The 13,526-nt window shown below is 64.1% G+C and carries 12 protein-coding genes; 9 read left to right on the top strand and 3 right to left on the bottom strand.

Features of this window, described 5'->3' with window-relative positions; all coding sequences use genetic code 11:
* Positions 1 to 25: 25 nt before the first annotated feature.
* Complete coding sequence (locus CCOS865_RS02920; protein WP_119137745.1) at positions 26 to 1,021, top strand: alpha/beta hydrolase family protein; 996 nt, start codon at positions 26 to 28, stop codon at positions 1,019 to 1,021.
* Between the two features lie 22 nt (positions 1,022 to 1,043).
* On the opposite strand, the gene CCOS865_RS02915 is transcribed toward CCOS865_RS02920, so the two are convergent.
* From CCOS865_RS02915 to CCOS865_RS02905, 3 genes are read right to left on the bottom strand one after another with little or no spacing between them, the layout of a single operon-like run.
* Complete coding sequence (locus CCOS865_RS02915; protein ID WP_119137743.1) at positions 1,044 to 1,808, bottom strand: TerB family tellurite resistance protein; 765 nt, start codon at positions 1,806 to 1,808, stop codon at positions 1,044 to 1,046.
* A 1-nt stretch (position 1,809) separates the two neighbouring features.
* Positions 1,810 to 2,481: an N-acetylmuramate alpha-1-phosphate uridylyltransferase MurU gene (gene murU / locus CCOS865_RS02910; protein ID WP_119137741.1), complete on the bottom strand. Its 672-nt coding sequence runs from the start codon at positions 2,479 to 2,481 to the stop codon at positions 1,810 to 1,812.
* Positions 2,478 to 3,497 carry an aminoglycoside phosphotransferase family protein gene (locus tag CCOS865_RS02905; RefSeq protein WP_119137739.1) on the bottom strand — a complete coding sequence of 340 codons (1,020 nt, stop codon included), beginning with the start codon at positions 3,495 to 3,497 and terminating at the stop codon, positions 2,478 to 2,480. Before CCOS865_RS02905 ends, murU begins: the two co-directional genes overlap by 4 nt.
* 130 nt (positions 3,498 to 3,627) lie before the next feature.
* On the opposite strand from CCOS865_RS02905, the gene CCOS865_RS02900 reads away from it, so the two are divergent.
* The 8 genes from CCOS865_RS02900 to CCOS865_RS02865 all read left to right on the top strand — a co-directional run bounded on the left by CCOS865_RS02900 (position 3,628) and on the right by CCOS865_RS02865 (position 13,503).
* Entirely contained in the window at positions 3,628 to 6,444 is a 2,817-nt protein-coding gene (locus CCOS865_RS02900; protein ID WP_119137737.1) for an LPS-assembly protein LptD, read from the top strand.
* Entirely contained in the window at positions 6,425 to 7,744 is a 1,320-nt protein-coding gene (locus CCOS865_RS02895; protein ID WP_119137735.1) for a peptidylprolyl isomerase, read from the top strand. The genes CCOS865_RS02900 and CCOS865_RS02895 overlap by 20 nt, the downstream gene beginning before the upstream one ends.
* On the top strand, positions 7,741 to 8,730 hold the full coding sequence (gene pdxA, locus CCOS865_RS02890; RefSeq protein WP_119137733.1) for a 4-hydroxythreonine-4-phosphate dehydrogenase PdxA: 990 nt from the start codon (positions 7,741 to 7,743) through the stop codon (positions 8,728 to 8,730). Before CCOS865_RS02895 ends, pdxA begins: the two co-directional genes overlap by 4 nt.
* Positions 8,727 to 9,533 carry a 16S rRNA (adenine(1518)-N(6)/adenine(1519)-N(6))-dimethyltransferase RsmA gene (gene rsmA, locus CCOS865_RS02885; protein WP_119137731.1) on the top strand — a complete coding sequence of 269 codons (807 nt, stop codon included), beginning with the start codon at positions 8,727 to 8,729 and terminating at the stop codon, positions 9,531 to 9,533. Before pdxA ends, rsmA begins: the two co-directional genes overlap by 4 nt.
* A gap of 151 nt (positions 9,534 to 9,684) precedes the next feature.
* Positions 9,685 to 10,065, top strand: a complete 381-nt coding sequence (gene apaG / locus CCOS865_RS02880; RefSeq protein ID WP_119137729.1) for a Co2+/Mg2+ efflux protein ApaG — start codon at positions 9,685 to 9,687, stop codon at positions 10,063 to 10,065.
* Positions 10,065 to 10,937, top strand: a complete 873-nt coding sequence (locus CCOS865_RS02875; RefSeq protein WP_119137727.1) for a symmetrical bis(5'-nucleosyl)-tetraphosphatase — start codon at positions 10,065 to 10,067, stop codon at positions 10,935 to 10,937. The genes apaG and CCOS865_RS02875 overlap by 1 nt, the downstream gene beginning before the upstream one ends.
* Before the next feature lie 32 nt (positions 10,938 to 10,969).
* Positions 10,970 to 11,299 carry a thiosulfate sulfurtransferase GlpE gene (glpE, locus tag CCOS865_RS02870; protein ID WP_119137725.1) on the top strand — a complete coding sequence of 110 codons (330 nt, stop codon included), beginning with the start codon at positions 10,970 to 10,972 and terminating at the stop codon, positions 11,297 to 11,299.
* A 281-nt stretch (positions 11,300 to 11,580) separates the two neighbouring features.
* Positions 11,581 to 13,503: a PrkA family serine protein kinase gene (locus tag CCOS865_RS02865; protein WP_103435196.1), complete on the top strand. Its 1,923-nt coding sequence runs from the start codon at positions 11,581 to 11,583 to the stop codon at positions 13,501 to 13,503.
* The last annotated feature ends 23 nt before the right edge of the window (positions 13,504 to 13,526 follow it).

Genomic DNA, 13,526 nt, shown 5'->3' with positions numbered 1-13,526 from the left:
TATCATTCTGGCCTTGGGTTGATTCATGTTGACACTTTATCGCACGACGCTGGCAATGTGCTGCCTGGCCTCGATCGTCCCGCTTGGCGCACAGGCCGAAGATCCGCCAAAGCCTGCAGCTACCGCCGAAGCCGCCACCCCCGCCGTCCGCCCGGCACTGCTCGAACGCAGCCAGGAAGACGCCCAAGCGCTGGAACGGCTGGTGCCCAAGGCCGAACAACAAACGCTGGACGCCGGCAACGAACAGTTCCTGGCGCTGTGGAAACCGGCCAACGACAGTGATCCGCAAGGTGCGCTGATCATTCTCCCGGGCGCTGGCGAAAACGCCGACTGGCCGAACACGGTCGGGCCGCTGCGGCGCAAGTTTCCGGATGCCGGCTGGCACACCCTGAGCGTCAGCCTGCCCGACCTGCTCAGCGACGGCCCGCAGGCGCGGGTCGACGCGCAACCCGCCGCGCAGCCCGACAAAGGCACCGGTGAAACCGCACCGGCCAAGGACACCCCCGCCGACGCCAACGCCAATGTCGCCCAAGCCACTGCGGCCGAAGCCGACACCGCGCAAGGCACCGACGCGGTCGAAGCCAGCGAGCACAACGACCAGGCCGACGCCGAGCGGATCTTTGCCCGCCTGGATGCCGCCGTTGCCTACGCCCAGCAGCAGAAAGCCCGCAGCATTGTCCTGCTCGGCAATGGCAGCGGTGCCTACTGGGCGGCGCGGTACCTGAGCGAGAAGCAGCCGCCGCAGGTGCAGAAGCTGGTGATGGTGGGCGCGCAGACACCGGCGCGGGTCGAGCACGACCTGGAGAGCCTGACGCCAACCCTGAAGGTACCGAGCGCCGATCTCTACTACGCCACCCGCACTGCCGACCGCCGCGCGGCCGCGCTGCGCCTGCAGGCGAGCAAGCGGCAGAAGGACAGCCAGTACCGGCAGTTGTCGCTGATCGCGATGCCGGGCAACAAGGCGGCGGAACAGGAACAGTTGTTCCGCCGAGTGCGGGGATGGTTGACGCCGCAGGAGTGAAATAGCCTCAGGCCAGGGACAACTACAACCCCCGGCGCTTGCGAATCAGGGTATAGGCCTGGTGCAGTTCACGGGTCTTGTCGGTCGCCTCACGCACCCGTGCCTCGCTCGCGCCACTGCCCACCAGCTTGTCCGGATGATGTCGGCTGAGCAGGCGCCGATAGGCCTGCTTGACCTTGTCTGGCTCGGTGTCGGCCTCGACGCCGAGCACGCGCAAGGCCACCGCGTAGGTCAGGGTGGCGCCTTCCACGCTCGCCTTGCGGGGCTCGTATTCCAGCGACAAGGCTTGCGCCTGGCGCCGACTCAAGCCCAACTGCTGGCCCCAGTCGAGCACCAGGTCGCGCTCGTGCCGCCCGGCCTTGCCATCCGCCCAGACCATCCGCCAGCACGCACGCAGCGCGCCCTCGGCGCCATGCGGCTGCTCCTTGATGCGCCGCAGGTAGCGGCCAAGCCGGTCCTTGCCGGCCTTGCCCCGATTGAAGGCGGCGATCGCCCGCAGGCGTGCGGGCTCAGCCAGGTCCAGCCGGGTCATCTCGTGACGCGCCTGCTGGATATGCCCCTGCCCCACCCGACCGTCACTCTTGGCCAAGCGCCCCAGGAGGACGAACAGCAGCTCTTCGTCACGCAGCGCCGGGCGCCCGCCCAAGCGCTCGCGCATGTCCTCCCAGCCACGCAGGCGCAGGCGCCGGTCCATGGCCTGGCCAAGCAAGGCGCCCAGCAGCGCGCCGGGAATGCTGGCAACCGCGTAACCCGCTCCGGCACCAATCACCGTGCTCGGCCACCACATATCAGGCGCGCTCGCCGATCAAGCGCTCGGCCTCGGCCAGGCGCTCCAGGGTGCCGACGTCGACCCACTGCCCGCGGTGGTGCTCGCCGCTCACCTGGCCCTCGGCCATGGCCTTGCGCAGCAACGGCGCAAGTTTGAAGGCACCGGCCTGGCAACCCGCGAACAACGCCGGATCGAGCAGCGAAATACCACTGAAGGTCAGCGTGCCAGGGGCCTCGTCGCCGTCGACCACCTGCTCGCCGAGCAGGCGGAAGTCACCGCGGCCGTGGTGCCCCGGGTTGTCCACCAGAACCAGGTGCGCCAGGCCCTTGGGCGCGGCCTGCAGACGGCTGAAGTCATAGTCGGTCCAGACATCGCCGTTGATCAGCAGGAACGGCTCGGCACCCAGCAACGGCAGCGCCTTGAAGATTCCGCCGCCGGTTTCCAGCGGTTCGCCTTCGGCCGAATAGCGGATGCTCAGGCCGAACTGGCTGCCGTCACCCAGATGATCCTCGATCTGCTGGCCGAGCCAGGCGTGGTTGATCACCACCTCGCGGATCCCGCCAGCCGCCAAGGCACGCAGGTGGTACTCGATCAACGGCTGACCGGCGACCGGCAGCAGAGGCTTGGGGGTGTGCAGGGTCAAGGGACGCATGCGCTCTCCCTTGCCCGCAGCGAGGATCATCGCCTTCATGGGCGGGCTCCGGCGTTGAGTTCGGCGATCAGCAGGCCGAGTTCGGCCAGCTCCGGCCGACGTGCGACCACCTCATCTATATAGGCGAAGAACCGCGGCACGTCGCCGAGGTAGCGCGGCTTGCCGTCGCGGTGGCAGATGCGCGCGAAGATGCCGATCACTTTCAGGTGGCGCTGCACGCCCATCAGGTCACTGGCCCGCTGGAACGCGTCGAAATCGGCGTGCACCGGGATGCCGGCGACCCGTGCCTTCTCCCAGTAGTCGCCCAGCCAACCTTCGACACGCGTCTGCGGCCAGCTGAGGAAGGCGTCCTTGAACAGGCAGGTGATATCGTAGGTCACCGGGCCGTAGACCGCGTCCTGGAAGTCCAGCACGCCAGGGTTGGGGGTGCTGTGCATCAGGTTGCGTGGCATGTAGTCGCGGTGCACCAGTACTTTTGGCTGGGCCAGGGCACTGTCGATCAATTGCTGGCTGACGCGCTGCCAGCGGTCTTGCTGGGCTTGGCTCAAGCTCACGCCCAGTTCGCGGCCGACATACCACTCAGGGAACAGCTCCAGCTCGCGGCGCAGCAAGGCGTCGTCGTAACTGGGCAGCGCTGCATCCAGCGGCAGGCGCTGCAGGGCCAGCAGGGCGTCGATGGCGTCGGCGAACAGGCCATCGGCATTGCTCGGGTCAATGATGTCCAGGTATGTCTGGTGGCCCAGGTCACCGAGCAACAGGAAGCCGCGCTGCAGGTCTTGCCCATGAATGGTCGGCACGTGCACGCCCGCGCTGGCCAGGAGGTGATCGATGGCCACGAACGGCGCGCAGTTTTCCTGCGGCGGCGGCGCATCCATCACCACGAAGCTGCGACCGGCGCCCTGCCAGCGGAAGTAACGGCGGAAGCTGGCATCGCTGCTGGCGGCCGTCAGGGTGCCTTCGGGGACTTCGCCCCAGCCGTTTATCTGGAACAGGGCAAGCAGTTGCTGTTTGAGCCAGTCTTTGAGGAGTTCAAGGCGTAGATCATGATCAGGCATTACAAGGGTCTCCGACGGCCCTAGCCGTCAAGCGGGTCATGCTTTATTATCCAGCATCTTTTTCAGACCATCGAGAGGCGTGCGGCCCCACACGCGGGCAGATGGCACGCAGGAAGCCCGGACTAATAAGATGGCATTGAAATCCCCCGCGTTTCGTAGAAAGTTTCCGTTGCTGGTGACAGGCAGTTTGCTGGTACTGCAACCCCTGGCCACCTCGTACGTGGTGGCTGCCGAGCAGTTTGACTGCCAAGTGTCCGCTTCCGGTGGCTGGGACTGCAAGCCCAAGACCTCTGTCAGCACGCTGCCACCGCGCCCTGTGCACGAGGGTGCAGCGCTGAGCACGGGTACCGAAGGCGAGGCTTTCGAAGCCAGCGCCGACGGCAAACCCGCGCCCATGCTGGTCACCGAGAGCAAAGGCCGTGGCCTGAAGACCCGCAGTGAAGACTACAGTCACCTCGACTGGGTCCCACGCGAGAAGCTCACGGCTGCCCAGTTGGCCGAGACCGGTCCGTACTGCGCGGGTGCCTATGTCGAGCCGACCCGGCCAGGCATGGACGACACCACGCCCAAGGACGAGGCGCCGACCTACCTCAATGCCAAGGTGTCCAAGTACCAGCAGGAGCAGCAGATCGCTACCCTCGCCGGTGACGTGGTCATGCGCCAGGGCAGCATGCAGGTCGAGGCCGACGAGGCCAACCTGTACCAGGCCGAGAACCGTGGCGAGCTCAAGGGCAACGTCAAGATTCGCGACAACGGCTCGCTGGTCGTCGGCGACCAGGGGCAGATCCAGCTGGATACCGGCGAGGCCCAGGTCGACAACGCCGAGTACGTGATGCACAAGTCGCGGATTCGCGGCAGCGCGCTGTATGCCAAGCGTGGCGAAAACGCCATCATTCGCCTCAAGGATGGTACCTATACCACCTGCGAACCGAACAGCAACGCCTGGACGCTGAAGGGCAACAACATCACCCTGAACCCGGCCACCGGCTTCGGTACCGCGACCAACGTCACCCTGCGGGTCAAGGATTTCCCGGTGTTCTACACACCGTACATCTACTTCCCGATCGATGACCGTCGCCAGTCCGGCTTCCTGCCGCCGTCGTTCAGCTCCAGCAGCGACACCGGCTTCATGCTGGTCACACCGTACTACTTCAACCTGGCGCCAAACTACGACGCCACGTTGTACCCGCGTTACATGGCCAAGCGCGGCATGCTCATGGAAGGTGAGTTCCGCTACCTGACCAAGTCCAGCGAAGGCCAGTTTGGCGGGGCGTACCTCAACGACGAAAGCAACGATCGCGAGAAGCAGACCGACTACCAGAAAGATCGCTACATGCTCAACTGGCAGCACAAGGGCGGCCTGGATAAGCGCCTTATGGCCGAGGTGGACTACACCAAGATCAGCGATCCGTTCTACTTCCAGGACCTGGAGTCCGACCAGATCGGTGTCGAAAGCACCGACTACGTCATTCAGCAAGGCGCCCTGACCTATCGAGGCGACAGCTACACCGCACGCCTGAACGTGCTGGCGTACGAAATGGCGACCATTTCGGCGATCACCCCGTACGACCGACTGCCGCAACTCACCCTCAACGGTCAGCTGCCGTTCACTCCTGGCGGGCTCAACTTCACGTACGAAAGTGAAGCAGTTCGCTTCGACCGTGATCTGCAGAATGGCACCGTGATCAACAAGGACGGCGAGCTGGACACCACGGCCGGGGCCGACGGCCGTCGCCTGGACCAGAACGTCTTCGGCCTGGCTCGCGCAAACGGCACTCGCTTGAATGTTGCTCCCGCGATCAGCCTGCCGATGGCAGCCAGCTACGGCTACTTCACGCCGAAGCTGAAGTACGTCTACACCCATTACGACCTCGACCTGGACGGCAAGGGCAAGAGCGACCTTGCTACTGCCGATGCTGAAACCCTGGACCTGCGCGGCGACTTCTCGAGCAGCCAGAACCGCAGCATTCCAGTATTCAGCGTCGACAGCGGCCTGTACTTCGACCGCAACACCCAATGGTTCGGCAAGAACTACCGCCAGACCCTGGAACCGCGTCTGTTCTACCTCAACGTACCGTATGAGGATCAGAAGGACATCCCGGTGTTCGACACGGGTGAGAGCTACTTCAACTACTCGTCCCTGTTCCGCGACAACCGGTTCACCGGCTCTGACCGCATCGGCGACGAGAACAAGCTGTCGCTGGGCGTGACCAACCGCTGGATCGAGGAGAACGGCTTCGAACGCCAACGCATCAGCGTCGGCCAGGCCGTCTACTTCCAGGACCGCAAGGTTCAGTTGCCCGGTATCGACTGGCGTACACGCCAGGACTCGCAGTCGAATGTCTCGCCGTACGCACTTGAGTACATGTTCGCCTTCAACCGCGACTGGCGCCTCAATGCCGAATACAACTGGGATCCGGACACCAGCAGCCCCCGTTCGGGCAGCGCGATGTTCCACTACCAGCCTGAAGACAACCCGAACAAGGTCATCAACGCCGGCTACCGCTACCGCAACGACCTGGTGCGTTACGACTCGCTGACCGGCACCTGGCAAGTGGGTGGTGGCAACTACGGCACCCCAGGCACCCCGGGCTACGTCGAGGACTACTACAAGATCGAGCAGCACGACTTCTCGGTGATCTGGCCGATCGTGCCGCAGTGGAGCGTCATCGCCCGCTGGCAGCATGACTACAACCGCAACCGTACCCTGGAAGCCATGGGCGGTTTCGAGTATGACAACTGCTGCTGGAAGCTGCGTCTGATCAACCGTTACTGGATTGACTACGACGACTTCAGCCAGGCAATCCCAGAGAACGAAAAAGGCGACCACGGCATCTTCCTGCAGATCGTGCTGAAAGGCCTGGGTGGCGTCGTGGGCAACAAGGTCGAGTCTTTCCTCGACCAAGGCATTCAAGGTTATCGTACACGTGAAGACCAAGCTTATTGATCGCCTGCGCCCGCTGATGCTGGGCGCTGCTTTACTGAGTGGCGCGGTGCATGCCGCGGTGCAACCCCTGGACAGCGTCGTGGCCATCGTCGATAACGACGTGGTCATGAAGAGCCAACTGGACCAGCGCGTCCGTGAAGTGGAGCAGACCATCGCCAAGCGCGGTGGTGGCATGCCACCTCCCGGCGCCCTGGACCAGCAGGTGCTGGAACGCCTGATCGTCGAAAACCTGCAGCTGCAGATTGGCGAACGCTCGGGCATCCGCATCACCGACGAAGAGCTGAACCAGGCCCTCGGCACCATTGCCCAGCGCAATGGCATGTCGCTGGAGCAGTTCCAGGCCGCCCTGCGCCGCGATGGCTTGTCGTTCGATGACGCCCGCGAGCAGGTCAAGCGCGAGATGATCATCAGCCGCGTGCGTCAGCGCCGGGTTGCCGAGCGCATCCAGGTGTCCGAGCAGGAAGTGAAGAACTTCCTCGCCTCCGACCTTGGCAAGATGCAGCTGTCGGAAGAGTTTCGCCTGGCCAACATCCTTATCCCGACCCCGGAGAGCGCCAACTCGGACGCCATCCAGGCTGCCGCTCGGCAAGCGGGTGAGGTGTACCAGCAACTCAAGCAAGGCGCGGACTTCGGCCAGGTGGCAATCGCCCGCTCGGCCAGCGAGAACGCCCTGGAAGGCGGCGAGATGGGCTGGCGCAAGGCAGGCCAGTTGCCACCCGACTTCGCCAAGATGCTCAGCAGCCTGACGGTGGGTGAGATCACCCAGCCGATCCGTATCCCCAACGGCTTCATCATCCTCAAGCTCGAGGAAAAACGCGGCGGCAGCGAAAGCGTCCTGCGTGACGAAGTGCATGTACGCCACATCCTGATCAAGCCGAGCGAGATTCGCAGCGACGCTGCCACCGAGCAGCTGGCCGAGAAACTCTACGAGCGCATCAAGGATGGCGAAGACTTTGCCACCCTGGCCAAAAGCTTCTCGGAAGACCCAGGTTCGGCGCTCAACGGCGGCGACCTCAACTGGATCGACCCGAACAGCCTGGTGCCGGAGTTCCGCGAAGAAATGGCCCGTGCCGAACAAGGCGTCGTGACCAAGCCGTTCCGTACCCAGTACGGCTGGCACGTGCTTGAAGTGCTCGGCCGCCGCGCCACCGACAGCACTGAACAGGCCCGTGAACAACAGGCACTGAGCGTGTTGCGCAATCGCAAGTACGACGAAGAGCTGCAGACCTGGCTGCGCCAGATCCGCGACGAAGCCTACGTTGAGATCAAGCTGCCTGGCGCCGACCAGGCCGCCCAGTGAAGCCCCTGCGCTTCGCCGTCACACCCGGCGAGCCGGCTGGCATAGGTCCCGACCTGTGCCTGCTGCTCGCCAGCGAGGCCCAGCCTCACCCCCTGATCGCCATCACCAGCCGTGACCTGCTCGTCGAGCGGGCCGCGCAGCTGGGGCTGGCGATCAGCCTGTTGCCGGTCACCCCCGATCATTGGCCCGAGCAGGCCGCGCCTGCTGGCAGCCTGTATGTCTGGGATACACCCTTGGCGGCAGCGGTCGTACCCGGCCAGTTGGACCCGGCCAACGCGGCGTTTGTCCTCGAGACCCTGACACGCGCCGGCAACGGTTGCCTGGACGGCAGTTTCGCCGGGATGATCACCGCACCGGTGCACAAGAGTGTGATCAACGAGAGCGGTATCCCCTTCTCCGGGCATACCGAATTCCTCGCCGACCTGACCCAAACGAGCCAAGTGGTGATGATGCTGGCCACCCATGGCCTGCGCGTGGCCCTGGTGACCACGCACCTGCCACTGCGCGAGATCGCCGACGCCATCACCGCCGAGCGCCTGCAGCGTGTCACGCGCATCCTGCACGCCGACCTGCGTGACAAGTTCGGCATCGCCAACCCGCGTATCCTGGTGTGCGGCCTCAACCCGCACGCCGGCGAAGGCGGCCACCTCGGCCGCGAAGAAATCGACATCATCGAGCCAGCACTGCACAGCCTGCGCACCGAAGGCATGGACCTGCGCGGCCCACTGCCGGCCGATACCCTGTTTACCCCCAAATATCTGGAGCACTGCGACGCGGTGCTGGCGATGTACCACGACCAGGGCCTGCCCGTACTCAAGTACAAAGGCTTTGGCGCTGCGGTCAACGTGACCCTGGGCCTGCCGATCATCCGTACCTCGGTCGATCACGGCACCGCCCTGGACCTGGCCGGCACCGGCAAGGTCGACACCGGCAGCCTGCGCGTCGCGCTGCAAACCGCCTACCAGATGGCCGAGAACCGACCATGAACGAGCATTACCAACACAAGGCGCGCAAGCGCTTTGGCCAGAACTTCCTGCACGACGCCGGGGTCATCGACCGCATCCTGCGGGCCATCCATGCCAAGCCCGGCGAACACCTGCTGGAAATCGGCCCGGGCCAGGGCGCCCTCACCGAAGGCCTGCTGGGCAGCGGCGCGCAACTTGACGTGGTCGAACTGGACAAGGACCTTGTGCCGATCCTCCAGCACAAGTTCGCCAACTTCGACAACTTCCGCCTGCACCAGGGCGACGCGCTGAAGTTCGACTTCAACCAGCTGGGTGTGCCCGAGCGCAGCCTCAAGGTGGTCGGCAACCTGCCCTACAACATCTCCACCCCGCTGATCTTCCACCTCCTGAGCCACGCCGGGCTGATCCGCGACATGCACTTCATGCTGCAGAAGGAAGTGGTCGAGCGCATGGCCGCCGGCCCAGGCGGTGGCGACTGGGGTCGCCTGTCGATCATGGTGCAGTACCACTGCCGGGTCGAACACCTGTTCAATGTCGGCCCCGGCGCGTTCAACCCGCCGCCAAAGGTCGACTCGGCGATCGTCCGCCTGGTCCCGCACGAAGTCCTGCCGCACCCGGCCAAGGATCACCTGCTGCTCGAGCGCGTCGTTCGCGAGGCGTTCAACCAGCGCCGCAAGACCCTGCGCAACACCCTCAAGGCCCTGCTCGACAGCCAGGCCATCGAGGCCGCCGGGGTAGACGGCAGCCTGCGCCCTGAACAGCTCGACCTGGCCGCCTTCGTGCGCCTGGCCGACAAGCTGGCCGAGCAGCAGCCGGCCAACTAAGCGCCATCGCAGCCCGCCTGCTCCCCTCGGAGCGGGCCGGCCACCATGGCCGGCGCAACACCCCTCCCCCGCCACACAACTGGCCTCCTGCCCCGCCGATAGCCTAGACTGCACCCATTGCCGTATTCGCACGTCTGCTCAAGGCCTTTGCATGTCCGACTCCCGATACCAGATCGACGTCAGCGTCGTCACCCGCTACCTCAAAGAACAGTCCGACCCCGACAACGAGCGTTTCGCCTTTGCCTACACCATCACCGTGCAGAACAGCGGCACGGTTGCAGCCAAGCTGATGTCTCGGCACTGGCTGATCACCAACGGTGACGGTGAAGTCGAAGAAGTGCGCGGTTCCGGGGTGGTGGGTCAGCAACCGCTGATCGAGCCGGGCCAGAGCCACACCTACAGCAGTGGCGCGGTGATCAGCACCCGGGTCGGCGCCATGCACGGCAGCTACCAGATGTTTGCCGAGGACGGCAAACGCTTCGACGCCCCGATCGCGCCGTTCCGCCTCGCCGTACCCGGGGCCCTGCACTGATGGCGGTGTACGCCGTCGGCGATCTCCAGGGCTGCCTGCAACCGCTCAAATGCCTGCTTGAACGTGTCCACTTCAACCCCGCCGTCGACCGCCTGTGGCTGGTCGGCGACCTGGTCAACCGCGGCCCTGAATCGCTCGAGACCTTGCGCTTCCTGTACTCGATCCGTGCATCACTGGTCTGCGTACTGGGCAACCATGACCTGCACCTGCTGGCCGCCTGGCACAATGTCGAGCGCCTGAAAAAAAGCGACACCCTGCGCGAGATCATCGACGCCCCGGATGCCGACCAGTTGCTCGACTGGCTGCGCCGACAGAAGCTGTTGCACTACGACGAACCGCGCGGGGTGGCCCTGGTGCATGCCGGCATCCCCCCGCAGTGGACGCTGGGGCGTGCACTGGAGCTCGCCGCCGAGGTCGAGGAAGTGCTGCGCGACGACGCCCGGCTCAAGCCCTACCTGGACGGCATGTACGGCAACGAACCGAGCAAGTGGAGCAAGAACCTCAGCGGCGTCGAGCGCCTGCGGGTGATCACCAACTACTTTACCCGCATGCGCTTCTGCACCGCCGAAGGCAAGCTCGACCTGAAGAGCAAGGAAGGCGCAGACGACGCCCCCAGAGGCTACAAGCCCTGGTTCGCCCACAAGGAGCGCCGCGCCCGCCACGTCAAGATCATCTTCGGCCACTGGGCCGCGCTCGAAGGACGCGCCCATGCGCCCGGCGTGGTCGCGCTGGACACCGGCTGCGTGTGGGGCGGTGCGATGACCCTGTATAACGTCGACAGCGGCGAACTGCACCGCTGTGACTGCGCCGACGACGGCACCGTCCGCCCGCCGGTTGCGCCGCCCAGTAGACCCAGCAGCGCCACCCGCTAAAATGAACGATCAGTCCTGAAGGAAATCACCCCATGAGCGAATTCAAACGCATCCCCCCCGAGCAGGCCCAGGCCCTGCGCGAGCAAGGTGCGGTCGTGGTCGACATTCGCGACCCGCAAGCCTATGCCGCCGGCCACATCCAGGGCGCTCTCCCGCTGGATAACCACTCGGTTGCGGACTTCATCCGCAATGCCGACCTCGACAAGCCCACCGTGGTGGTCTGCTACCACGGCAACTCCAGCCAGAGCGCCGCCGCCTACCTGGTCGGCCAGGGCTTCTCCGAGGTCTACAGCCTCGATGGCGGCTTCGAGCTGTGGCGCAGCACCTACCCGGCCGAGACCGCCCAAAGCGCCCCCGAATAAATTTTCACTTCCCCTGCAGCCCGCGCCCCGTGCGGGCTGGCGCCAGACCTGACGAACGGTCGTAGGCAACTTCTCGGCCTTGCGCCCTTGACCTCTCGCAGAACCAACTATTCTTAAGCCCAGGCCATCCAAAAAGGGGAGAGCCGGTACACCGGCGTGCGGGTCATCGGTAGCGCTTCAAGGGTGTTCTGGGGGGTATACAGCAATCGGCGAACCCGGTTGCATGCCAGCATCAGCTGACTGATCCGGCGTCGGCTCCACGTATCGAGCGAGGTGACGTCATGAGTATTTTTAGCCACTTCCAACAACGTTTCGAGTCAACCCGCCAGGAAGAACTGTCGCTGCAGGAGTACCTCGAGCTGTGCAAGCAGGATCGCAGCGCATACGCCTCGGCGGCCGAACGGCTGTTGCTGGCCATCGGCGAGCCGGAGGTGATCGACACGTCAACCAACTCCAGGCTGTCGCGCATCTTCTCCAACAAGGTAATCCGGCGCTACCCGGCCTTTGCCGACTTCCATGGCATGGAAGAGTGCATTGACCAGATCGTCTCGTACTTCCGCCATGCCGCGCAGGGCCTGGAAGAGAAGAAACAGATCCTCTACCTGCTGGGCCCGGTGGGGGGCGGCAAATCCTCGCTGGCGGAAAAACTCAAGCAACTGATCGAGAAGGTGCCCTTCTACGCCATCAAGGGCTCACCGGTCTTCGAATCCCCCCTGGGGCTGTTCAACGCCACTGAAGACGGCGCGATTCTCGAAGAGGACTTCGGCATTCCACGCCGCTACCTCAACACCATCATGTCGCCGTGGGCGACCAAGCGACTGGCTGAATTCGGGGGCGACATCAGCCAGTTCAAGGTGGTCAAGCTGTACCCCTCGATCCTCAACCAGATTGCCGTGGCCAAGACCGAACCCGGCGATGAGAACAACCAGGATATCTCCGCCCTGGTGGGCAAGGTGGATATCCGCAAGCTCGAGGAATTCCCGCAGAACGACGCCGACGCCTACAGCTATTCGGGCGCGCTGTGCCGGGCCAACCAGGGCCTGATGGAATTCGTCGAGATGTTCAAGGCACCGATCAAGGTGCTCCACCCGCTGCTGACCGCCACCCAGGAAGGCAACTACAACAGTACCGAAGGCCTGGGCGCGATCCCGTATTCGGGGATCCTGCTGGCGCACTCCAACGAATCGGAGTGGCACACCTTCCGCAACAACAAGAACAACGAAGCGTTCATCGACCGGATCTACATCGTCAAGGTGCCGTACTGCCTGCGGGTCAGCGACGAGATCAAGATCTACGACAAGCTGCTGTTCAACAGCTCCCTGGCCAAGGCTCATTGCGCGCCTGACACCCTCAAGATGCTCGCCCAGTTCACCGTGCTGTCGCGCCTCAAGGAGCCGGAAAACTCCAACATCTACTCGAAGATGCGTGTCTACGATGGGGAAAACCTCAAAGACACCGACCCCAAGGCGAAATCGATCCAGGAGTACCGCGACTCGGCCGGCGTCGACGAGGGCATGAACGGTCTGTCGACCCGCTTCGCCTTCAAGATCCTCTCCAAGGTGTTCAACTTCGACGCGCACGAAGTGGCCGCCAACCCGGTGCACCTGCTGTATGTGCTGGAGCAGCAGATCGAGCAGGAACAGTTCCCCGCCGAGGTCCGCGAGCGTTATCTGCGCTTCCTCAAGGAGTACCTGGCACCGCGTTACATCGAGTTCATCGGCAAGGAAATCCAGACCGCGTACCTGGAGTCCTACAGCGAGTACGGCCAGAACATCTTCGACCGCTACGTGCTGTACGCCGACTTCTGGATCCAGGACCAGGAGTATCGCGACCCCGAGACCGGCGAGATCCTCAACCGAATCGCCCTCAACGAGGAGCTGGAAAAGATCGAGAAACCGGCCGGCATCAGCAATCCGAAGGATTTCCGCAACGAAATCGTCAACTTCGTCCTGCGTGCCCGGGCCAACAACAATGGCAAGAACCCGACGTGGTTGAGCTACGAGAAGCTGCGGGTGGTGATCGAGAAGAAAATGTTCTCCAACACCGAAGACCTGCTGCCGGTCATCAGCTTCAACGCCAAAGCCAGCAAGGAAGACCAACAGAAGCACAACGACTTCGTCACCCGGATGGTGGAACGTGGCTACACCGACAAGCAGGTGCGCCTGCTCTCGGAATGGTACCTGCGGGTCAGGAAATCGCAATAAGCGGCTAGCGCCAAGCCCCAGGC

The organism is Pseudomonas reidholzensis (assembly GCF_900536025.1).
Classification (GTDB): Bacteria; Pseudomonadota; Gammaproteobacteria; order Pseudomonadales; family Pseudomonadaceae; genus Aquipseudomonas; species Aquipseudomonas reidholzensis.
The sequence above is the reverse complement of the archived record's forward strand: the minus strand, read 5'-3'. Positions and strand labels throughout refer to the sequence as shown.

Excerpts from the sequence above, each read along its gene's own strand:
- CCOS865_RS02920 (WP_119137745.1), top strand. The coding sequence starts at position 26 with ATGTTGACACTTTATCGCACGACGCTGGCAATGTGCTGCCTGGCCTCG.
- CCOS865_RS02915 (WP_119137743.1), bottom strand. The coding sequence starts at position 1,808 with ATGTGGTGGCCGAGCACGGTGATTGGTGCCGGAGCGGGTTACGCGGTT.
- murU (WP_119137741.1), bottom strand. The coding sequence starts at position 2,481 with ATGAAGGCGATGATCCTCGCTGCGGGCAAGGGAGAGCGCATGCGTCCC.
- CCOS865_RS02905 (WP_119137739.1), bottom strand. The coding sequence starts at position 3,497 with ATGCCTGATCATGATCTACGCCTTGAACTCCTCAAAGACTGGCTCAAA.
- CCOS865_RS02900 (WP_119137737.1), top strand. The coding sequence starts at position 3,628 with ATGGCATTGAAATCCCCCGCGTTTCGTAGAAAGTTTCCGTTGCTGGTG.
- rsmA (WP_119137731.1), top strand. The coding sequence starts at position 8,727 with ATGAACGAGCATTACCAACACAAGGCGCGCAAGCGCTTTGGCCAGAAC.
- apaG (WP_119137729.1), top strand. The coding sequence starts at position 9,685 with ATGTCCGACTCCCGATACCAGATCGACGTCAGCGTCGTCACCCGCTAC.
- CCOS865_RS02875 (WP_119137727.1), top strand. The coding sequence starts at position 10,065 with ATGGCGGTGTACGCCGTCGGCGATCTCCAGGGCTGCCTGCAACCGCTC.
- glpE (WP_119137725.1), top strand. The coding sequence starts at position 10,970 with ATGAGCGAATTCAAACGCATCCCCCCCGAGCAGGCCCAGGCCCTGCGC.
- CCOS865_RS02865 (WP_103435196.1), top strand. The coding sequence starts at position 11,581 with ATGAGTATTTTTAGCCACTTCCAACAACGTTTCGAGTCAACCCGCCAG.